A 19,145-nucleotide genomic window follows, 5' to 3' on the forward strand; every position below is an offset into this window, starting at 1 on the left:
AATAAATCAGTAAATTTGTTCTTGAAACTGGCTGAGTTACTTAATTCATTGGGTAACTCATTTTCTTAAAAAACATTTTCACTTAGGAATATATCCTCTTTGTATTTATTCAACGCATCCATTGAAATATAGCATTTGTTTCACCATCCCGATTAGGTTACAACCTCTTAAATCAATCGGAGGTTTTAATGGCTAATCAAATCTACATGACCTTAACGGGTGAAAAACAAGGGCTGATATCACAATTACGTAAAGGATTTGAATTTAGGGATAAGCCGGAAATGCCGTCGCATTTTAACTATCATTGTCACCATCCGGTCCCTCCTGATTATTTTCATATCGGCGGTGACAGCCCAGTCCCAATATGGTGATGACTTTCACTATTTTCAATCATATGATAAAAAACAGGTTTTTAAAAGTGTGTAAGTTATTCAAATGGTTATCTATCGCAATCATTATACTTTTCGCCGGATTTATTTACATTTTCATCAAACTCGCCGATACATTTGATGGCAGAGAGTACACGGCCTCAGATTATGTCCATTACTATTTTGAGACGCCGGAACTCTTTAAGGATCCGCCGAATATTCCCGGACGGGTCACGTATTACAGCCAGGGCGATGATAATTATGGTTTTATTCAAAATGATATTACCTGGAATGATATCGAAGACGTGCCAGCGGCGCAGAAAATCATAGAGCAATTTTTTATCAGCAAAGGCTTTTCACAACGGGAAAATGGCCTGGTTTGGCGGTTTTACTGGTCAGATATTGCGGTCACTCCCGGAACATGTGCCTATGGATAATATAGCACTGTCTGGGGATATCATGCGATAAGCATAGAATTAATCACAGTTACAAGAGGTTGCCAAAATTAATGTTATCAATAAATTCATTGAACAGATCTTCCGAATTACATAGCCTCTCGCCGCTTTCAAAAATCACGCCGAAAGGAGAGGTGGAAAACCGCGTATCTTTTCGCGCGGTTTGTAATCCGACGGGAGGGGACCGCGCAGCGGCGGGATTTTGCGGCAATAGCTGACGTATCTGAAACGTAGCCAGCGAGCGATAGCGCGCAGTTAAAAGCGAGGGTGTCCAGAGGGCGCGCGCGTTAACGCGCCCTTTGGGCCAGTTTGGGTGGCAACCCAAGGTCTTGACCTTAAAGCCCGTTTGGGTGGCAACCCAAGGTTTTGACCTTAAAGCCCGTTTGGGCGGCGAGCCCAGGTTGCTGGCCTCAAACCCCTCCGGTACCCACGCTCCCTGCAATTTCACCTGCGGGAATCCCGCCGTGAGAATTCGCAGTTCGGCGTCGCGCGGCGTGTTATCGCCTTGCCCCTGAATGCTGACGATATCCTGCGGGCAGGCGGAGAAGGCGACATAGCAATCCATCTCGGCGCGCAGAATGATGTAATCGCCCGGACGTGTGACAACCGGCAGCGTTTTCAGCGTGCGGCCATCGGGCTGAACCTGAATATTCATGAAGATATTAAACGACGCCAGATTGCCGTGCGGCAAACGTACGCCAAGCTCCGCCATGCCTTCGAACAGATTGTCGTGGCAGTTGCGGTGCGGTTCGGTACAGCCGAGCAGTTCATAACGGCGCGCATCGCAGGCGGCCATGAACGTGTCGTGGACGCCCGGCGAGGTGTCGGCCACCAGCGTGAGAATAGGGTGGCGCTGGCTGGTGACAAAGCTGTCGCCGACCTGCGGATTCAGCCGCTGATTCCACACCCGCGTGGCTTCCATACACATATATTCGCCGACGTCCGCCGCGTTATACGCCCAGCAATCGACCACCTGCGTCCCGTGTAAATTCACCACCTGCACCGCTTCACCTTTTTTCAGATGCACCGCTTTGCCGTGGCGCGCCGGAATTAACTGGATGTCGCGATGCTCAAGATCAGCTGACATGTTCTTTCTCCTGGTTAATGTTGCATGCCGCGACGATAGCGCGTCATGCGAAATTCAATATGGCGCGCCAGCCAGTCAATCAGGCTGTTCAGCACCCAGTAACACAGCGCCACCGTGAGATAAATCTCCAGCGGTGCGTATGTATCAGAAATCGCCTGTTTGGCGGCGTACATAAATTCCTGTACCGAAACAATCGAAAGCAGCGCCGAATCTTTGATCAGACCGATCATCAGCCCGACCAGCGGCGACAACATCTGCGGCAGCGTCTGAGGCAAAACGACATCGCGCAACTGTTCGGTGCGGCTCAACCCCAGCACCCGGCAGGCTTCCCACTGGCCGCGCGGCAACGCCTCAACGGCGGAGCGGATCACCTGAGCGATATACGGCGCGTAATACAACGTCAGCGCCAGTACGCCCACCTGCGGCGAGGTGAACGTGATGTCATATTCCGGCAACACGAAATAGAGCAGGTAGATGACAATCAGCAGCGGTAACGCCAGCGTCAGACTGGTGTAAATACGCAGGATCCGCTGCCAGAACGGCGGGGCGCGCATTAACGCGGTCGCCATCAGCGTGCCCCACAGCAATGAACAAAATGCCGCGATGGCGCACAGTTTGAGGGTGGCCACCATGCCTTCGCCCAGCGACGGCAAGGAGTTGAGAATCGCCTGCCAGTCCATTATGCAACCCTCCGTTTCGCTTCCAGATGGCGCACGGCGCTGATCAGCGGCAGCGCAATCAGCAGGTATCCCGCTGATACCAGCAGTAAAACCTGCGTGGCGTCATAGGTTCGCGCAATGACAATTTGCCCGGCGTAGGTCAGCTCCGTAAGCGCCACAACGGACGCCAGCGGGGTGGTTTTGAGCAAAATCGTGAACTCGTTGACCAGCATCGGCAGGCTGGCGCGCAGGATTTGCGGGTTAATCACAAACCACCACGTCAGCCACCGGCTCAGCCCCAACGTGCGGGCGGCTTCGCGCTGGCCTTTAGTGACCAGACTCTGGTTCACACGCAGGATCTCCGCGACGTAAGCGCCGCTGTTCATCCCGATCGCCAGCACGGCGGCGAGCATCGGATGCCCGCCCAGCCCCAGACGCGGCAGGGTAAAAAACACCACAAGAAGCTGCACGATGGCCGGCGTGCCGCGCATCAGGCTGACATACAGCCGTCCGAACGCGCGCCACGGCCACGCACGGCGAAGCTGGAGAAAACAGACAATCTGCCCCAGAACGATACTGAGCAGCGCCGCGAGGACGGTCAGGATCACCGTCATCAGCAGGCCATGCCCTAACTCAGGAAGTGCGGCAATGACCTGTTCACTCAGCCCCAACATGCGTTACTCCCCGCCGAATGCGGACAGATTTTCCGCTACCGAAAGCCGCAGCGGCGCCGGTTTGTCATTGCCTTCGATGCCGGTACAGCAGGCCGACGCGATAAACAGCGTGTCCGCCACCACGCGGCAGATGATGCTGTCGCCGGGCTGCGTGCGGTTGGTTTCCGGCAGAATTTCCCCTTCACGCGTCAGACGGACGTGCATAAACAGATTGATCGGATCCGGCAGTTTTGGCACGTCCATGTTCAGGCGCGCAAGTTCGCCCTGAACGGCTTCGATGCAGCCTTCACCTTCATAACCCTGTTGTGCCAGCCATGCGCGGGTCGATCCCGGCAGCAGCAGATCGTGGCGCTTCACGCTGTCTTTTCCCAGCACCATCACCGGACGGCGGCGGTTATTCACCAGCCGCATCCCTGAACCGAGCAGGTAGCTGTTGCTGAATACGCGGGTGTGATGCACGGAAAGCCACACGGCAGGATCGGTCAGGCTAAAACCAAACAGTGACGCCACGGCGCCTTCGCCCAGCGCGGTGATGCGCAGCAACTGGCCGCGCAGTACGCGAATGGAACCCGCTTCCCCCGCTTTAACTTCGACAGGCGCGGCCAGCGGACGCACGTCGCTTTCGGCCCAGGCCTCACGCATTAACAACATGCTCAATCTCCCCGTGGTAATGATTGCTGACCTGAATATCGATGGGCGTAACCTGTAAACCGTTGCCGGGAATGATGTCCTGCGGGCAGGAAGACACGGCGCAAATCAGGTCGCACAGTGCTTCAAATACAATGCAGTCGCCTGCTTTACTGATGGGATCGGTGACTTCCATCCGCCCGTCGGCGGTCACCGGCCCGTTCTGAAACAGGTTGAACGGTTCCGGCAGGCTGAAATACGTCACACCGTGCGCCTTCATGCCTTCGAGCAGGTTATCGACGCAGTTACGGTGGCCTTCCACGCCGAAATCGATACTAAAACGCGTACGATCGCAGGCCGGAACATTGGCATCGTGAATACCGATGGTGTCAGCCACTACGCGAAGCATCGGGCGGTTTTCACTCGACCACAGCGCGTCGCCGGGTTTGAAGAACAGCGAGCGCAGGTGCTGGCGTGTATGCACCGGCGAAAGCTTCTCGCTGAGATCGTCCGCATTGACCGCCACAAAGTCGGCGGCCTGTTGCCCTTCGGCGTCAATGACGGTAATAAATTGCCCTTTTTTCACCTCAAAGGTTTTGCCGTGACCGGCAGGCACCGTCAGCGTTGTTTGGCACATAACTTACTCCTGAGGGATGAAATCGCTGGCGGGCACGGTAAACGTGGTGCCGAGATACTGTTTTTGCAGCGCCGAAAGTTCACCGTCTTTTTGCATCGCCAGAATGTGGTCGCTGATGGCTTTATTCAGGCTGACATCGTCTTTACGCGTCGCCCACGCCATCCACTGAGACGGCCCGGCTTCGCCCACCTGCACGACTTTATTCGGGTATTTTTTGACGATGGGCGCGAGTACCGAGATATCGTCATAAACGAAATCGGCGCGTTTGGTCATCAGCGTGCTGACGGTCTGATCGAGCGTATCAACGCTGATAATCGTGATGGGCTTTTTGCCTTCTTTGATCAGCGTTTCGTTAAAGCCTTTCAGTAACTGTTCCGGCACGCTGGCGCTTTTTACCGCGCCGATCAGACCGGAGAGATCATCAGGCGTCAGCTTTTTGCTGCTGAATTTTTTCGCTTCGCTCTCACGCACCAGCACGCCGTTGACGGTTTTGCTGTAAGGCGTGGTGAACAGCACTTTTTTGGCGCGCTCGGCGGTCACATTCAGGGAAGAACCTTCGGCATTGAATGACCCTGAAATCAGGCCCGGCAAAATGCCGCTGAACGCGGTTTTCTGAAACTCCAGTTTCACGCCGAGGTCTTTGGCGAACGATTGCATGATCGCCACGCTGTAACCGGTGATTTCGCCTTTATCGTTGGTGAATTCATAAGGCGGGAACGTCGGGTCTATGCCGACGGTGATTTTTCCGCTGCTTTTAATGTCTGACAACGTATCCGCCTGAGCGGCTGTCGCTGCGCCGAGCGTGAGCAAAGTGGCGATCAGCAGTGCTGTTTTTTTCATTATGGTGATTCCCTGGTGTTGGTGAAATGTCATTCAGACCAGAGCAGATTCCGTGCCAGTTTTTTGACGGAAGAAACGGTAATTGCGGCAGGGAAGCATTTTTTCTCAGGGAATCAATAAGAAACAACTGTTTCTTTGGTTGTTAATTTAATTTCTCAGATTTCATGTCAACCGAATAAAAAGCGGCGTCCGTAAACGCCGTTGCACTGATTTGGTGAGAAACTGCGCAAGCCGTGCGCCATACCCGCGCATTATTCCAGTTCGTCGAGACTCTGGTGCAGGGTTTCAATAGTGGCGAGATGGTAGCTGCCGGTTTTCCCCATACTGCGGGCGACCAGTGAGCAAAGCAGATTGCAGACGCCGGAGAGGGCGACGGTGCTGTCAAAAATCAGGTTCACATCGGTGTGGCAGCGCAACACCCAGTTGGCATGCTTTGCCGGTTTACCGGCAAGTACGTCGGAGATATACAGCATCGGCACCTGCATTTCGTGCAGGGCATTCATGGCGGTTTCCAGAGCTGGCATACGGCGGCGAAGGCCGACGCAAATCACCACATCCTGCGGGCCGAGCATCGCCAGATGTTCCGCCAGAGAATCCCCGGCACGCGGCAGCAGCCGGACGTCAGGATGAATGTGAACCAGATCGCGGTAAATCAGCATGGCGATGGTCTGACTGTGGCGCCAGCCCATCACCACAACGCGCTGCGCGCGGGCAATCGTCTCCACGCAGGCTTCCAGTTGCTCGGTTTCCAGTGAGCGGAACGTATTCACCAGACTGGAGACTTCTTTTTCCAGATGATTTTGTATCAATGTGCCAAGGGGAGAAGCACTGGGCACGGCCTGAAGGTACAACGGGGAACCGCTGTTTTGCATTTCACGCGCCTGACGGCGGGCGGCATCGTAACTTTCATAGCCGATATGGCGGAAAAACCGCGTCGCGGTGGCCTTGGAAACCCCCGCGCTCTGCGCCAGTTCTGTCGCGGTATTCATAGCCAGCTGGCCTGGCGCTGCCAGCAAGACATCGGCCAAACGCTGTTCGTGCAAAGAGAGCTGATCCCAATGCTGGCGGATACGGCCTTCCAGCGACGCTGTTTTTGCGTTCATGGATGATCCCCGGAAATAAAAATCTGATCCTGCACAGAACGTGCCGGGTTGTCATCAGGTAAATGAAAGTGGGGGGATGGTCCACACCGGCCTCAAGGTCAAAACCTTGGGTTGCCACCCAAACTGGCCTCAAGGAGCGCCTATCGCCGCGCCCCTTGAGAATCCCGGGCTCTTTAACTGCGCGCTGCCGCTCGCTGGCACTGTTTCAGGTGCCACAGCTATTGCCGCGAAATCTTGCCGCTGCGCGGTTCCTTCGTTTCGGTCTTCGAGCCTTTCGGTCTCGAAACACTCATTCAGCAAGCTTTCTGAAAGCGGCTGGAGGCTTTTTAAATTCAAAATCCAGCCTGCATTTATCTTCTGAATTACATAGCCATTGGCCGCTTTCAAAAATCACGCTGTAAGGAGAGATGGAAAACCGCGTATCTTTTCGCGCGGTTTGTAATCCGACTGGAAGGAACCGCGCAGCGGCGGGATTTTGCGGCACTAACAGATGCTGCTGAAACATACCCCGCGAGCGGCAGCGCGCAGTTAAAAAGCGCGGGTGTCCAGAGGGCGCGCGCGTTAACGCGCCCTTTGGGCCAGTTTGGGTGGCAACCCAAAATAAACCATTTATTCAAACTCCGCTCTTAACCTTCCCACAACAATCTCAAGCTGAGATCGCGGGATCGCGAAATTCACCCGCATGAATCCCTCTCCGCCGTGACCAAAATTAACCCCGCTGTCCGCCAGTAATCCGGCCTGATGCAGTAATTTATGCTCCAGTTCGGCCTGCGATAAACCGGTTTTTCGAAAATCCAGCCACGCTAAAAAACTGCCCTGAACGTGGAAAAGATCAATATGGGCGAAGGTATCCAGTTCCGCTTCAAGGAACGCCAGATTGCCTTTCAGATAATCCAGCAGCGCGTCGAGCCAGGCTTCGCCATGCCGGTAAGCGGCGTCGGTGGCGTGCAGCGCCAGCATATTGGGTTTATGTGCGCTGAGCTGATAAAGGTTTTCGCGCACCTTTTTCCGGATGTCGTCATTTTTGATGATGACATTGGCGGCCTGTAATCCGGCGAGATTGAACGTTTTTCCGGGTGAGGTAAACGTCAGGGTGAAATCAGCAAACGCTTCACTGATGCCTGCCAGCGGAGTGTAAGGCGTGTCACCGAGGATCAAATCCTGATGCACATCATCGGAAAGCAGCAGCAGATTATGTTGCTGGCAGAAACCGCCAATTTCGCGGAGTTCGTCTGCGCGCCACACCTTCCCAATAGGGTTATGCGGATTGCACAAAATCAGTATGCGGGTTCTGGCGGTTAACATCCCCGCCAGCACGGAGACATCTAAGGAATATGACCGTTCTTCCTGCGTTAACGGCACTTCGACGACGCGCCGCCCGGTATGCCGGATGACACGTCTGAACGTCCCGAAACCGGGCGAAAGCACCATGATTTCATCACCGGGCTCGCTCAGGCAGCGGATGGCGACATCCAGTGCGGTGATCACCGACTGACAGGGAACGACCCATTCACGGCTGATTTCCCAGCGATGGCGGGAAGATTGCCAGCGACAAAACGAATCGATAAATTCAGCCGGATAGTCGGTATACCCCAGAATTCCCTGCTCCAGTACGCGGTGTAAAGCCCCGATAACCTCCGGCGGTGAGCGGAATTCCATGTCGGCAATCCACAGCGGGATCACCGGTTCGCCGCTGTCCGTGATCAGATTTTTCACCACGGACCATTTGGTGGAATGCTGATTGCGTCTGTCCGTTATCGCGTCAAAATCAGGGCGCATTTATGCCTCACTTCCGGTCTGGATAATGCGCACGCGGCCTTCAAACGACGGTGCCCAGCCCGCCGCGTTCTCGCCCAAAGCCCAGCGGCTGTGTGGAGAGTAAAGGAATAACCACGGCGCATCGTCATGAACCCGCGCAAAAGCCTGTTCCATCAGGGTTTCCTGCTGAGTCGCCTCGGTTGTTTCGGCAATTTTATCTAGCAGCAGGTTGAGTTCATCACTGTGATAACCCTGCCACCACGGGCCTTTGCGCCGTGAATCCAGCTTTTCGGCGTAGACCCGCCAGGCGCTGGCCGGGCTGGAATCAAAGCAGCAGATATCGCCAAATTGTTTATCCCGCACGCGCTGCGCGTAAGCCGGACGATCCTGATAAACGGTCAGATTGGCAGTCACACCGACGGCGCGGAGTTGCCCTGCAATCCGGTTCGCCAGCGCAATGGATTCATCGGGGAAACGTGCCGGAAGCGCGAGTTCCAGTGTCAGGCCGTCGGCATAACCGGCCTGTGCCAGCAACTGCCGTGCCAGCGCCGGGTCATAAGAATACGCGGGCTGATCTGAAGGCGTTCCCGGATGTCTGCGGGTCAGCGGCCCGGCGAGCGGGTCAGCGGCCCGGCGAGCGGGTCGGCCTGACCGGCGGTAATGGCCGGATCGCGGATGATTTCAGCCAGATCAATCGCGTGATTCAGCGCTTTTCTGACGCGAATATCGCCGGTCGCGCCCTCAAAAAGATTCAGCAGAAAAATGACGCATAAATAGCTTTTCTGGCTGATCAGCCGGATGCCTGGTGGGGGTGTCACCACGCTGTGAGGCGGATCCACGACCAGATCGGCTTTGCCTTGTGCGAGCAATGCTAATCGCTCATGCGCATCAGGAATGGCCTGCCAGACCAGTTGCTGCGCGGGCGGTTTACCGGCCCAGTGCGGGTCAAAACGCTGCAAAACGACTTTCCCCGGTTCATGGGAAACCGGCCGGTAAGGGCCGCTGCCCGTGAGTGCGCCGGGTAAGGCATCGGAGCGCACAACCGGAATATCGACCAGCAAATCCAGCAAACTGGCGGCGGGCTGAGCGGTGGAAATGTTCAGAATGGTATCGCCGGTCGCCGAAATTTCCGCGCCTTCAAGATAACTGCGTAATACGCCCTGCGTACCGAGCTCACCGGGCATCTCCGGCGAAATGGCGCGCAGCAGGGAATTGGCGGCATCACGCGCCGTCAGCCGGGTATTGTCGTGAAACAAAACGTCATCGCGCAGGCTAAAACGCCAGTGCTGACCGCCGCTGTCAACCGTCCAGCTTTTTGCCAGCCAGGGAACATAATCGCCATTGTCATCACGGCGAACCAGCGCGTCATAAATGGCGTCGATAATGCTGCGTCTGTCGCGAATATCCGACAAAACGTGCGGGTCGGCGAGCACGACGGCCGGCTGCAAAATCGTAAAAATGGGGGTATGGGTTAGGGGCATGATGTGAACCTGATACGAAGGAGGGCAGTGTAAAGCGCAAGCCGCAGTGGCCGTATTTCATGCCACTGCGTTCATCACGAGGTCGCGAGTGAAAAACCTTAATTAATGCGAAACATCCGCGCCAAAGTATTTGTTCGAAATTTTCAGGTACGTGCCGTCAGCTTTGATTTCTTTCAGGGCTTTGTTGATGGCCTGCTGCAATTCAGGGTTGTCCTTGCGGATCAGCACGCCTTCCTGCTCTGCATTGGATTGCGTTGCGACAATTTTCACCTGCGCATCAGGTTTATGCTTTTTGAAATCGAGGAAAGACAGGTTGTCATTGATGGTTGCATCGGCACGGCCCTGCGCCACCAGATCGACAGACTGGTTAAACCCGTCGGTGCCGACGATTTCTGCACCGTATTTCCGCGCCAGCTGGGCGTAGTTACTGGTCAGGGTATGCGCGGATTTTTTGCCTTTCAAATCTTCAAACGATTTGATCGTGGTGTTGTTACTGCGCACGATCAGCACGGCTTTTGAGGCGATGTACGGGTCGGAGAAATCAAATTTCGCCTGACGTTCCGGCGTGATGGACACTTCATTAATTACCGCGTCATAACGTTTGGCATCAAGACCGGCAATCAGTCCGTCCCATTTACCTTCCACGAATTCTGCCTTCACATTCAGACGTTTAGCAATTTCACGGCCAATATCCACGTCGAAACCGCTCAGTTCGCCGGAAGCGTCATGGAAAGTAAACGGCGGATAGGTACCTTCCGTGCCGATTTTAAAGACACCGGCGCTCTGAATTTTAGCCAGATCCGATTCGGCAAATGCCGCGTGGGTCAGGCCTAACTGCAATGCAGCGGCCAGTAATGCCGTGGTGATGACTTTCATGTTTTTTCTCCTGAAATACTGTCAATGGTGTTGTGTGTGGTCTTAGATTTCCCATGTATCGGGTAATGTGTCGGTCAGTGTTGATATAAAACTTTGTGTCCGTGCCTTTTTGGCCTGCGTGAAAATACCCTGCGACGTGCCGCTTTCGATAATTTCACCGCCGTCGAGAAATACGACGTTATTGGCGATGTTGGCGGCCAGACGCAGATCGTGCGTTGCCATCAGCATCGTTGTGCCTTCATTGGCCAGTTGTCGCAAAACCGCCACCACTTCCAGCGATAATTCGGGATCGAGCGCTGATGTCGGTTCATCGCACAGCAACACTTTTGGCGACGGGGCCAGCGCGCGGGCGATGGCGACACGTTGCTGCTGCCCGCCGGATAACGTCGCAGGCCATGCATCGCGTTTATGCTGCATACCCACTTTGTGCAAAAGTTCTTCTGCGCGTTTTACCGCTTTACTTTTTGACCAGCGCTGAACGGTAATTAAACCTTCGGTAATATTTTCAATTACCGTTAAATGCGGGAATAACTGAAAATTTTGAAATACCATGCCGGTTTGCTGGCAAATACGGCGAATATCTTTTTTAGCGGTACGGCCACTGGCGGAAAAGGTAATTTCTTCATTTCCGATGCGTAAATTTCCTGCCTGCGGTATTTCAAGTAAATTAATGCATCGTAATAAAGTACTTTTCCCACTGCCTGACGGGCCGATCAGCGCCGTTACGCTGCCTTCTCTAATCGTCAGGTCGATTTTATTCAGAACTTTATGGCTGCCAAAACGTTTATCAATTTGTGACAGCGTTATCATTATCACTTTCCTTCACAGAATTTCTTTCCAGCCTTATTTCAAGACGTGTTTGTAATGCAGAGAGCACGGAGCTGATCAGCAAATAAATCACTGCTGCTTCGGTATAAAGGATTAACGGCTGATAGGTGACCGCCGCAATACGCTGCGCCGCCAGAAACATCTCCGGCACGGTAATCACCGAGGCCAGGGAGGTATCTTTGACCAGTGAGATAAATGTATTCGACAGCGGCGGAACCGCCACGCGCGCGGCTTGCGGCAGGATAATGCGACGCAGCGATTGTGCCCAGGTCATGCTGATGGAATGCGCCGCTTCCCACTGTCCTTTCGGCACGGAAAGCAAGGTGGCGCGGATCACTTCAGACGTATACGCCCCGATATTGAGGGTAAAGCCAATGACGGCCGCCGGGAACGCATCGATTGTAATCCCCGCGCTCGGTAATGCGTAAAAAATAAGGAATAATTGCACCAGCAACGGGGTGCCGCGAATAAGCCAGACATAGAACCGGACGACATAGCGCAAGGGCGCAGGGCCATACAACCGGAGCAGGGCGGCAATAAAACCTAAGCCCAGCCCCAGCGCAAAAGAAATAAGCGTTAAAGGGATGGTAAATACCAGGCCAGCATAAAGCATGGGCCAGAAAGAATCTAAAGCGAGACTAAACCACGACGGCACAAGACACCTTCCCCAACTGTTCAGTAATTCATTATTATAACGTTCTGTGTTATGAGAAGAGAATAACATGCCAGTCAAGGTGACCGCATAGACATTAACCGGCAATGGTTATGCGTTTTATGTATTTAAAAAATAATGGCTGTGTTTCTAATGAAAATAGTTAACGCAGAGGAAGTTCAGAGGGTATTGTTTTTACACTTAGGATTAATGTATCACAACTATCAGGACCATCGTACATGGCATTATTTGACTTAAAAAAAGAAGCTGACAGTTTGCCGTCGGCCTGGCGATCACGGATTTTAGGCCACGTCGGGCGGGCGAATCTGAAGGTGTTGCGCATGGACGGGCGACCTGTGCCCGCGGAAGTGCATGACTACGACGAAGGTTTGCTGGTGGTTGACGGCGTTTTAGAATTGTCGGTAGCAGGGGAACGTTTTACCGTCCGCGCGGGCGGGTTATACGTGGCAAAAGCGGGCGTGGAACATACGGTTGAACCGGGGAGCACGGGAACGCTGGTGATTATTGATTTGCCGGAAGTCGCTGCTTATTAAAAAAATCCGTTAACGTGGATAAATACGCTAACGGATTGTGTTTAATTCTGGCTTAGGAGAAAGACCCGATTATTTAATCTCAGTCACAAAGTTTTCGCGGCTGCGGCGGACTTTCTTCAGGTTCACCAGCCAGTCGCCTTCTTCTGCGCGATAGCCGATTGGCAGGATGATCACGCTGCGCAGATGTTTCTCTTTCAGGCCGAGGATTTCATCCACGGCGGACGGGTCAAAACCTTCCATCGGGGTCGCGTCCACTTCTTCAAACGCGGCGGCGATCAGCGCAGCGCCCAGAGCGATGTAAGCCTGACGGGCAGCGGCCTGATAGTTCGCTTCGGTTCCGCGCTCAGCGACGATGCCCAGCAGCATTTTGCGATAATTTTCCCAGCCTTCGTTGACGAAACCGCGTACTTCGTTGGTCAGGTCGAACATCATATTGACGCGTTCTTCGGTGATGTCATCCCAGGCGGCGAAAACCAGCAGGTGAGAACAGTCAGTCACCTGCGCCTGATTCCACGCTACGGCGCGAATTTTTTCGCGCACTTCCGGGTTGGTGATGACAAACAGTTCAAACGGTTGCAGGCCGCTTGACGTAGGCGCAAGGCGGACGGCCTCAATGATGCGTTCTAACTTTTCAGCCGGTACGCTTTTGGTTGGGTCGAATTTTTTAGTGGCGTAGCGCCATGCCAGTCTGTCGTTTAGAGTCGTCATCTTTTTTTCCTGAAGGATAAGTTTGGAACCGTGAGCATAATAGCTCGTGACAATTATTTCCCCAATACCCGCCGATATTCGCATTATCCCGCCGTCTGTGTTTTATGGATTTGAGCCCTGCCATAAATTCACACAAGCTCTGGCGAGGGCGGCAGTCGGATCAAGGCTTTGGGGTAAAAACACTGATGAGATGGCTTCCGGCAGTTTCCGCGTCACGTTCCTGTGTAGCGTGTTTCAAACATTTTTTGCTGAAAACGCCCTTCGCGCTCCGCGCAGGTCATAATATATGAACAATGACCATACACGGCTCCAGCTAACGAAGAGGGGCAGCTGTTCACACGAAGGAAGTAAGATGCTTTTGCCAGATTTGAGCTTTACAAAAACCTTATATCAATCGTCATTTAAAGAATGAGTCGTCAGCTGTTTGTTTCTCTGGATGGGCCCAAGGGAGCCGGTAAAACCACACTGCTCGAGGCCATGACGAAAGTACTAAGGGCAGACAACAAGAAGGTGATCCGACTTTGCGAGAAAAAAAGCGATCCCTACAGGAGGGAAACAATGGCCCTCGTAAACAAGCTCGCCAGAAATCCCACCCTGGATTTGGAACGGGAGGTTTGTGAGCGCTTTGCTGATAGCCGTGCCTGGATTTCCCAGCACGTGCTGACTGAACAGCCACCGGACAGCATTATCCTGATGGATCGCTGGTACCCGTCGGATGCCGCGTTTCGCCGGATGGTTCCATTTGCAGAGATTTTACAGCTTAACATTGAACGGAACGTGCGAACGCCAGACCTGCATGTCGGGGTTGTTACCGCGCCTGATATTTCATGGGCGAGGGCCGCGGCCCGACCGCGTGGCCTGAGTAGTACGGTGATCCATAAGCTGGAAGATCATGTCGCTTGTACCAAAGCGTTCGAGCGAGAAATTGCAGATCAGGGCTGGGTTTTATGCCGTAATGAAGGAACGATCGAAAATGCAACGATGCTGGTGGTATCTGAGATCTACAGAGTGCTTGGATGCCCCACCGGCATCGGTTTTGCGGGCAGATCTTCCGCCGCCTATCGCCAGTAATTCGTACCGGGCACCCTTTCCGTTTCGGTGAACTTTTGTCATGCCGGAATTCTGTTTATGAATAGGGGATTATTATTCTTCCCCGACGCTCTCAAAGTTCAGAGAGACTGAATTCACGCAGTGTCGCAGGTTTTTCTCGGTCAGATATTCGCCTTCGAATACGTGGCCCAGATGCGCCTGGCAGTGGGCACATACAATCTCAGTTCTGCGTCCGTCGGCATCAGGAACGCGTTCTACCGCACCCGGGATTTCGTCATCGAATGACGGCCAGCCGCAGTGGGATTCAAATTTGTGCTCTGAAGTATACAACGGCGTTCCGCAGCGTTTGCAGACATAGCGGCCCGGCGAAAAATGCGCATTGTAAACTCCCGTATGCGGGCGTTCTGTGCCTTTGTCTTCAATAACAAAGCGTTCAAACTCTGTGAGGTCATTTTTCATGGGGGTCATTCCTGTTAAATTGCACATTACTGCTGTTAAATGATTTTACAACCGTAACACCGTTGTGACAATGCAGTGAGTGTGCGATCGCCCAATCGGGTGGATCATCCGCCGCCGGTAGGGATGGAATACAGCCTTACGCCGCTGGCCAAACATTGCAGCAGCCGTTTGTGGCGTTGTATGACCGGGCGTTGGCGTTTGGGCCGGCACTGGAAGAGGAGCAGGAAAAATGAAAATCGACTGGCACAGTGCATCACTGACACGTACTACTGTCGTGGATAAGAATTACAAAAACACCCAAAATGTGCGTCGTTTCATGGTTGAGCAGTGCGGGGAAGCATTTCGATTCGACCGTGATTTCATGGCCTGGATACTCAGTGATGCGCCAAAAACCCTGGGAGATGTTGCAGATGAGTGGAAGCGCAGGCGTTAAGCGGCGAAAGTCATTTCGATCAGGGACGTCTGAACCGTCGTCATCACTCAGCCCGATTGAGGGTATCGGTTGAGCGACCTATCAGATCGCTCAACCCGGACTGAATTCTCTTCAAAGCATAAACTGTCCGGCGGCGTTATTTCGCCAGCAGTGCTTTATTTAGCAAGAAGCTCTTTACGGACGATTTCTGCGCCTGCACTTAATGCATCCAGCTTGCCTCTTGCAACGCCACGAGGTAAAGGAATCATCCCGCAGTTGGTGCAAGGATAAAGTTTGTCTGCGTCGACAAACTGCAATGCTTTTCGAAGTGTCGCGGCGACTTCCTCCGGTGTTTCAATGGTATTGGTCGCCACGTCAATGGCGCCAACCATCACTTTTTTACCGCGAATGAGTTCGAGCAGTTCGATCGGAACATGCGAGTTATGACATTCCAGTGAAATAATATCGATATTCGATTTTTGCAGTTTCGGGAAAATCTTTTCGTATTGTCGCCAGTCTGTTCCCAGCGTTTTTTTCCAATCTGTATTGGCTTTAATGCCATAGCCGTAGCAAATATGCACTGCCGTTTCACATTTAAGCCCTTCAATGGCTCTTTCTAATGTGGCAATTCCCCAGTCATTCACTTCATCAAAGAACACATTAAATGCGGGCTCATCAAACTGAATTATATCGACGCCCACCGCCTCTAATTCTCTGGCTTCTTCGTTGAGTATTTTCGCGAATTCCCAGGCGAGTTTTTCGCGGCTTTTATAGTGGTTATCATAAAGTGTATCGATCATCGTCATCGGACCCGGCAGAGCCCATTTAATCGGCTTGTCTGTTTGCTGGCGTAAAAATTTAGCGTCTTCAACAAACACAGACTTCTGCCGACTGACAGGGCCAACGACGGTCGGCACACTCGCATCATAGCGATTACGGATTTTAACGATCTCACGTTTCTCAAAGTCAACGCCGTTGAGGTGCTCAATAAACGTGGTGACAAAATGCTGACGCGTTTGCTCGCCATCGCTGACAATATCAATCCCTGCCTGTTGTTGATCTTCCAGGCACAGGCGCAGGGCATCTTGTTTGCCGTCAATTAATTCCTGATCTTGCAGTTTCCAGGGTGACCAAAGTACCTCAGGTTGTGCCAGCCAGGAGGGTTTAGGTAAACTGCCCGCCGTTGAAGTCGGTAATAACTTTTTCATAATAGATGACCCTGTATTTTGGTTTATCAAAGAACGGAACTTGCTGACCACTGCTCAAGAAGTGTTTGGTAAGGTTTAATGAAGTTCTCTTCAGTAAACTTTCCCTGCTCAACAGCTAAGTGGCTACGTTCTTCGCGATCATAAACAATTCGAGTTAAAGAATAATCCTGGAAATTCAAGCTTGGCTGATAGCACTTTCCTGCGGCGGAATTAGCATTGTAAATTTCAGGTCGGTAGATCTTTTGGAATGTTTCCATCGTGCTGATGGTACTAATAAGTTCAAGATTAGTGTAATCGCTGAGCAAGTCGCCAGCGAAATAAAAGGCCAAAGGCGCAACACTGTTTGCAGGCATGAAATATCGGGCATGCAATCCCATTTTTGCAAAATATGCATCAGTCAGGGAAAGTTCATCCTGCTGATATTCGATGCCCAATACAGGATGTTCATTACCTGTCCGGTAATAGATGTTTTTACTTGAAACACTCAGGCAGATAACAGGCGTTTTATTAAAGCTGTTTTTGTAGATGTCTGAATTGATGAAGTGTTTGAAGATGTTCCCGTGTAATTCACCAAAATTGTCCGGGAGGGTAAATTGAGCTTTGTTTTGATTATGCGCGGGCAATAAAACGCTAAAATCAAAATCTCGCACGTAAGAGGAGAAGTTATTCCCCACAATGCCGTCAATGCGTTCGTTGGTTTTTTTATCAACGATATTTGTTTTTAATATTTCAATCACCGGGAAGGTGTCGGCGTTACCGTCAATATCAATATTCAGCTGAGCGGTAATGATTTCAAGTTCGACGCCATACCGGTCTCCGTTCGGGTTATCCCAATGCGCCAGTGAATTGAAACGGTTGTCAATCATCACCAGGGTGTTGCGCAAGTTCTCCTGACGTTTCTCGCCACGGGCTAAATTAGCAAAGTTAGTTGTAATACGCGTACTTTCTGAAGGGTTATAGTTCTCGTCGAAGCAAATGCTTTTAATAGTAAATGCAAATTTTTTATTCATTGTTATCTGGCACCCTAATTTATATCTATAGATAATTGCTATGCATAATTTATGCCTGAGTCATTGATTGAGGAAAAGTGATTTAATTTCATTAAACATGAATGATCTTCATGATCAGGTATGACGCCGGGAATGTTGCAACGCGGATGTTCAGCGTCATTCACTGAAACACCTGTACGGAGTGATGAAAAGAGGAGGGTATCGAAGGTCAGCCTCAGTGCCAGAGGCCAACATTTCTAACATTATTTCTTCTTATTGAGCATCGACTTTAAATCGGCAAAGGGATTGTAGGTGGCTGCATCAACGTCATTTTGCGCGTCCTCACCCGCGACAACGCGTGTGCCGTACAGGTCTGCTTCCGTGTACTTCGAATGTTCGTGGTCATGACAATACAAACACAACAACTCCCAGTTACTGCCGTCTTCCGGGTTATTGGTATGGTCATGATCGATATGGTGAACCGTTAATTCGCGCAGGTTGGAATAAACAAACTCCCGCGAGCAACGCCCGCATACCCAGGGATAGATTTTGAGTGCTTTCTCACGATAGCCGCTTTCCAGACGCGTGTAGTTTTTTGGGATCAGTGCCATGACGATGTTATCCGTTACAAAGAGATGATTTTAAGAGTCTGCGCCCAATATATCCCACAATCGGACAGGAGGAAAAAAGAAAGCCGGATCTGCGGTGCAATACTGATCCGCAGAGAGGATATCAAGACGTAACGAAAAGCAGAATCCATGCAATTACAGGGATTTTATCAGGCTCGCCGGTCTTCATGAGGTTCGTTAAAACCTCATGAAGCATCAAAAACCCGTCAGACGTTAAATTTGTACTCAGGGTGGGGTTGCGTTGAACATTTCACTGTCATCCCGATTTATTGCGGTACAGGCAGAGCAAAGCGGTTTTTCAGTACATCGGCAATCTCGTCTTTCGTCAGTTGTTGCTTTTCGACGCCATCTGCGGTGATCGTCTTGAGCACATCACCCAGCAAAATCAGTCGCCCTGCGGGACCATGTTGCACGACCAGCAACTTTTGCACAAAAATGGCATCGGGGTGGGTGGAGTTGAGGTAGTTTGCCGGCACGAAATCAATCCACTCCTGGGGGAGAGATCAAAACCGTATTGATTGGCCCATTCGCCTTCCACCTTCGCCTGTAGCAGGTACTCGTTATTCGCGTCACGGGTCAGCCGGAAAGTGTCGAAATCCTGCACAATATCGGTATCTGTCATGTCTAAAGCCACCGGCGCGCGAATACCGTAGCTGCCGAATCCCAGGTCGCAAAGCCACAGACGGTCATCGACTTCAGCAATTAACGCCATATGCGTTTTCGGCCGGCGCGCCAGGTAGAACATCGGACGAGCCGCAACGAAACGGCAGGGGATACCTAAAGCGCCCAGTGCCATGGCAAACAGCCCGTTGACCTCATAACAGTATCCGCCCCGGCCGCGTTGCAGCAGCTTTTCGGCAATTTCTTCGGGCACCAGTGAGACAACTTTACCGGCCTGGACATCCAGATTCTCGAAGGGTACCGAAAAGAGTTGATGGCGCATGAGTGTGTGCAGCGTGGCAGTATCGGCGGCCGCATGTCCGGTATAGTCGATACGACGGAAATAAGTCGAAAGGTCGAAGTTATCGCTGTGCATAATGCCTCCTTAACTGATCAAGTCCGACACTATAGATGGAGCACATCATTGTCTG

22 protein-coding genes and 2 pseudogenes are annotated in these 19,145 nt (G+C 52.2%); 5 read left to right on the plus strand and 19 right to left on the minus strand.

Annotated features, from left to right (window positions below):
• The first annotated feature begins 188 nt into the window (after positions 1-188).
• Both ACM5QY_RS14930 and ACM5QY_RS14935 read left to right on the plus strand, forming a co-directional pair.
• Positions 189-371: a hypothetical protein gene (locus ACM5QY_RS14930; RefSeq protein WP_416121538.1), complete on the plus strand. Its 183-nt coding sequence runs from the start codon at positions 189-191 to the stop codon at positions 369-371.
• 47 nt (positions 372-418) lie between these two features.
• Positions 419-805 (plus strand): hypothetical protein, encoded by a 387-nt coding sequence (locus ACM5QY_RS14935; RefSeq protein ID WP_416121539.1) that lies wholly within the window; start codon positions 419-421, stop codon positions 803-805.
• A gap of 439 nt (positions 806-1,244) precedes the next feature.
• Here the strand turns inward: ACM5QY_RS14935 and ACM5QY_RS14940 are convergent.
• The 13 genes and pseudogenes from ACM5QY_RS14940 to ACM5QY_RS15000 form a co-directional block, all read right to left on the minus strand.
• Positions 1,245-1,910 (minus strand): annotated as a pseudogene (locus ACM5QY_RS14940) (DUF1989 domain-containing protein); the annotation flags it as partial.
• A gap of 14 nt (positions 1,911-1,924) precedes the next feature.
• The gene (locus ACM5QY_RS14945) at positions 1,925-2,590 is read right to left on the minus strand and encodes an amino acid ABC transporter permease (protein ID WP_416121540.1); all 666 of its coding nucleotides are present in this window, start codon (positions 2,588-2,590) and stop codon (positions 1,925-1,927) included.
• On the minus strand, positions 2,590-3,243 hold the full coding sequence (locus ACM5QY_RS14950) for an amino acid ABC transporter permease (RefSeq protein ID WP_416121541.1): 654 nt from the start codon (positions 3,241-3,243) through the stop codon (positions 2,590-2,592). Before ACM5QY_RS14950 ends, ACM5QY_RS14945 begins: the two co-directional genes overlap by 1 nt.
• Before the next feature lie 3 nt (positions 3,244-3,246).
• Entirely contained in the window at positions 3,247-3,894 is a 648-nt protein-coding gene (locus tag ACM5QY_RS14955) for an urea carboxylase-associated family protein (RefSeq protein ID WP_416121542.1), read from the minus strand.
• The gene (locus tag ACM5QY_RS14960) at positions 3,878-4,507 is read right to left on the minus strand and encodes a DUF1989 domain-containing protein (protein ID WP_416121543.1); all 630 of its coding nucleotides are present in this window, start codon (positions 4,505-4,507) and stop codon (positions 3,878-3,880) included. The genes ACM5QY_RS14955 and ACM5QY_RS14960 overlap by 17 nt, the downstream gene beginning before the upstream one ends.
• 3 nt (positions 4,508-4,510) lie before the next feature.
• Positions 4,511-5,347 carry a transporter substrate-binding domain-containing protein gene (locus tag ACM5QY_RS14965; protein ID WP_416121544.1) on the minus strand — a complete coding sequence of 279 codons (837 nt, stop codon included), beginning with the start codon at positions 5,345-5,347 and terminating at the stop codon, positions 4,511-4,513.
• 251 nt (positions 5,348-5,598) lie between these two features.
• The gene (locus ACM5QY_RS14970) at positions 5,599-6,450 is read right to left on the minus strand and encodes a MurR/RpiR family transcriptional regulator (RefSeq protein ID WP_416121545.1); all 852 of its coding nucleotides are present in this window, start codon (positions 6,448-6,450) and stop codon (positions 5,599-5,601) included.
• 609 nt (positions 6,451-7,059) lie between these two features.
• Positions 7,060-8,229: a MalY/PatB family protein gene (locus tag ACM5QY_RS14975; protein ID WP_416121546.1), complete on the minus strand. Its 1,170-nt coding sequence runs from the start codon at positions 8,227-8,229 to the stop codon at positions 7,060-7,062.
• Positions 8,230-8,814, minus strand: coding sequence for an ABC transporter substrate-binding protein (locus tag ACM5QY_RS14980; RefSeq protein ID WP_416122896.1), 585 nt, complete (start codon positions 8,812-8,814; stop codon positions 8,230-8,232). It abuts the gene before it with no gap.
• Positions 8,811-9,689 carry an ABC transporter substrate-binding protein gene (locus tag ACM5QY_RS14985; protein WP_416121547.1) on the minus strand — a complete coding sequence of 293 codons (879 nt, stop codon included), beginning with the start codon at positions 9,687-9,689 and terminating at the stop codon, positions 8,811-8,813. Before ACM5QY_RS14985 ends, ACM5QY_RS14980 begins: the two co-directional genes overlap by 4 nt.
• Before the next feature lie 102 nt (positions 9,690-9,791).
• On the minus strand, positions 9,792-10,565 hold the full coding sequence (locus ACM5QY_RS14990) for an amino acid ABC transporter substrate-binding protein (protein WP_416121548.1): 774 nt from the start codon (positions 10,563-10,565) through the stop codon (positions 9,792-9,794).
• 42 nt (positions 10,566-10,607) lie between these two features.
• On the minus strand, positions 10,608-11,375 hold the full coding sequence (locus ACM5QY_RS14995; protein ID WP_416121549.1) for an amino acid ABC transporter ATP-binding protein: 768 nt from the start codon (positions 11,373-11,375) through the stop codon (positions 10,608-10,610).
• On the minus strand, positions 11,353-12,048 hold the full coding sequence (locus ACM5QY_RS15000) for an amino acid ABC transporter permease (RefSeq protein WP_416121550.1): 696 nt from the start codon (positions 12,046-12,048) through the stop codon (positions 11,353-11,355). The genes ACM5QY_RS14995 and ACM5QY_RS15000 overlap by 23 nt, the downstream gene beginning before the upstream one ends.
• 236 nt (positions 12,049-12,284) lie before the next feature.
• Between ACM5QY_RS15000 and ACM5QY_RS15005 the strand changes: the two genes are divergently transcribed.
• Entirely contained in the window at positions 12,285-12,599 is a 315-nt protein-coding gene (locus tag ACM5QY_RS15005; protein ID WP_416121551.1) for a cupin domain-containing protein, read from the plus strand.
• Between the two features lie 69 nt (positions 12,600-12,668).
• Here the strand turns inward: ACM5QY_RS15005 and ACM5QY_RS15010 are convergent, their stop codons facing one another.
• A complete protein-coding gene (locus tag ACM5QY_RS15010; RefSeq protein WP_416121552.1) occupies positions 12,669-13,307 on the minus strand; it encodes an NAD(P)H-dependent oxidoreductase in 639 nt (212 codons plus the stop codon).
• 408 nt (positions 13,308-13,715) lie between these two features.
• Here ACM5QY_RS15010 and ACM5QY_RS15015 point away from each other — a divergent pair, with 408 nt between their 5' ends.
• The gene (locus ACM5QY_RS15015) at positions 13,716-14,378 is read left to right on the plus strand and encodes a dTMP kinase (RefSeq protein WP_416121553.1); all 663 of its coding nucleotides are present in this window, start codon (positions 13,716-13,718) and stop codon (positions 14,376-14,378) included.
• A gap of 72 nt (positions 14,379-14,450) precedes the next feature.
• Here ACM5QY_RS15015 and ACM5QY_RS15020 read toward each other — a convergent pair whose 3' ends face one another.
• Positions 14,451-14,816, minus strand: a complete 366-nt coding sequence (locus ACM5QY_RS15020) for a methionine-R-sulfoxide reductase (protein ID WP_104921933.1) — start codon at positions 14,814-14,816, stop codon at positions 14,451-14,453.
• Between the two features lie 229 nt (positions 14,817-15,045).
• On the opposite strand from ACM5QY_RS15020, the gene ACM5QY_RS15025 reads away from it, so the two are divergent.
• Positions 15,046-15,249: a DUF6434 domain-containing protein gene (locus ACM5QY_RS15025; RefSeq protein ID WP_416121554.1), complete on the plus strand. Its 204-nt coding sequence runs from the start codon at positions 15,046-15,048 to the stop codon at positions 15,247-15,249.
• Positions 15,250-15,404: 155 nt separating this feature from the next.
• On the opposite strand, the gene ACM5QY_RS15030 is transcribed toward ACM5QY_RS15025, so the two are convergent.
• The 4 genes and pseudogenes from ACM5QY_RS15030 to ACM5QY_RS15045 form a co-directional block, all read right to left on the minus strand.
• Positions 15,405-16,436: a methionine synthase gene (locus ACM5QY_RS15030; RefSeq protein WP_416121555.1), complete on the minus strand. Its 1,032-nt coding sequence runs from the start codon at positions 16,434-16,436 to the stop codon at positions 15,405-15,407.
• 26 nt (positions 16,437-16,462) lie between these two features.
• A complete protein-coding gene (locus ACM5QY_RS15035) occupies positions 16,463-17,446 on the minus strand; it encodes a DUF1852 domain-containing protein (RefSeq protein WP_416121556.1) in 984 nt (327 codons plus the stop codon).
• 242 nt (positions 17,447-17,688) lie between these two features.
• Positions 17,689-18,036 (minus strand): HNH nuclease YajD, encoded by a 348-nt coding sequence (yajD, locus tag ACM5QY_RS15040; protein WP_416121557.1) that lies wholly within the window; start codon positions 18,034-18,036, stop codon positions 17,689-17,691.
• A 284-nt stretch (positions 18,037-18,320) separates the two neighbouring features.
• Positions 18,321-19,090, minus strand: a pseudogene (locus tag ACM5QY_RS15045) (arylamine N-acetyltransferase family protein).
• Positions 19,091-19,145 lie beyond the last annotated feature (55 nt).

The organism is Rahnella sp. PCH160, from assembly GCF_047784855.1.
In the GTDB taxonomy this organism is placed as follows: domain Bacteria; phylum Pseudomonadota; class Gammaproteobacteria; order Enterobacterales; family Enterobacteriaceae; genus Rahnella.

Excerpts from the sequence above, each read along its gene's own strand:
- ACM5QY_RS14930 (WP_416121538.1), top strand. The coding sequence starts at position 189 with ATGGCTAATCAAATCTACATGACCTTAACGGGTGAAAAACAAGGGCTG.
- ACM5QY_RS14945 (WP_416121540.1), bottom strand. The coding sequence starts at position 2,590 with ATGGACTGGCAGGCGATTCTCAACTCCTTGCCGTCGCTGGGCGAAGGC.
- ACM5QY_RS14950 (WP_416121541.1), bottom strand. The coding sequence starts at position 3,243 with ATGTTGGGGCTGAGTGAACAGGTCATTGCCGCACTTCCTGAGTTAGGG.
- ACM5QY_RS14955 (WP_416121542.1), bottom strand. The coding sequence starts at position 3,894 with ATGTTGTTAATGCGTGAGGCCTGGGCCGAAAGCGACGTGCGTCCGCTG.
- ACM5QY_RS14960 (WP_416121543.1), bottom strand. The coding sequence starts at position 4,507 with ATGTGCCAAACAACGCTGACGGTGCCTGCCGGTCACGGCAAAACCTTT.
- ACM5QY_RS14965 (WP_416121544.1), bottom strand. The coding sequence starts at position 5,347 with ATGAAAAAAACAGCACTGCTGATCGCCACTTTGCTCACGCTCGGCGCA.
- ACM5QY_RS14970 (WP_416121545.1), bottom strand. The coding sequence starts at position 6,450 with ATGAACGCAAAAACAGCGTCGCTGGAAGGCCGTATCCGCCAGCATTGG.
- ACM5QY_RS14975 (WP_416121546.1), bottom strand. The coding sequence starts at position 8,229 with ATGCGCCCTGATTTTGACGCGATAACGGACAGACGCAATCAGCATTCC.
- ACM5QY_RS14985 (WP_416121547.1), bottom strand. The coding sequence starts at position 9,689 with ATGCCCCTAACCCATACCCCCATTTTTACGATTTTGCAGCCGGCCGTC.
- ACM5QY_RS14990 (WP_416121548.1), bottom strand. The coding sequence starts at position 10,565 with ATGAAAGTCATCACCACGGCATTACTGGCCGCTGCATTGCAGTTAGGC.
- ACM5QY_RS14995 (WP_416121549.1), bottom strand. The coding sequence starts at position 11,375 with ATGATAACGCTGTCACAAATTGATAAACGTTTTGGCAGCCATAAAGTT.
- ACM5QY_RS15005 (WP_416121551.1), top strand. The coding sequence starts at position 12,285 with ATGGCATTATTTGACTTAAAAAAAGAAGCTGACAGTTTGCCGTCGGCC.
- ACM5QY_RS15010 (WP_416121552.1), bottom strand. The coding sequence starts at position 13,307 with ATGACGACTCTAAACGACAGACTGGCATGGCGCTACGCCACTAAAAAA.
- ACM5QY_RS15015 (WP_416121553.1), top strand. The coding sequence starts at position 13,716 with ATGAGTCGTCAGCTGTTTGTTTCTCTGGATGGGCCCAAGGGAGCCGGT.
- ACM5QY_RS15020 (WP_104921933.1), bottom strand. The coding sequence starts at position 14,816 with ATGAAAAATGACCTCACAGAGTTTGAACGCTTTGTTATTGAAGACAAA.
- ACM5QY_RS15025 (WP_416121554.1), top strand. The coding sequence starts at position 15,046 with ATGAAAATCGACTGGCACAGTGCATCACTGACACGTACTACTGTCGTG.
- ACM5QY_RS15030 (WP_416121555.1), bottom strand. The coding sequence starts at position 16,436 with ATGAAAAAGTTATTACCGACTTCAACGGCGGGCAGTTTACCTAAACCC.
- ACM5QY_RS15035 (WP_416121556.1), bottom strand. The coding sequence starts at position 17,446 with ATGAATAAAAAATTTGCATTTACTATTAAAAGCATTTGCTTCGACGAG.
- yajD (WP_416121557.1), bottom strand. The coding sequence starts at position 18,036 with ATGGCACTGATCCCAAAAAACTACACGCGTCTGGAAAGCGGCTATCGT.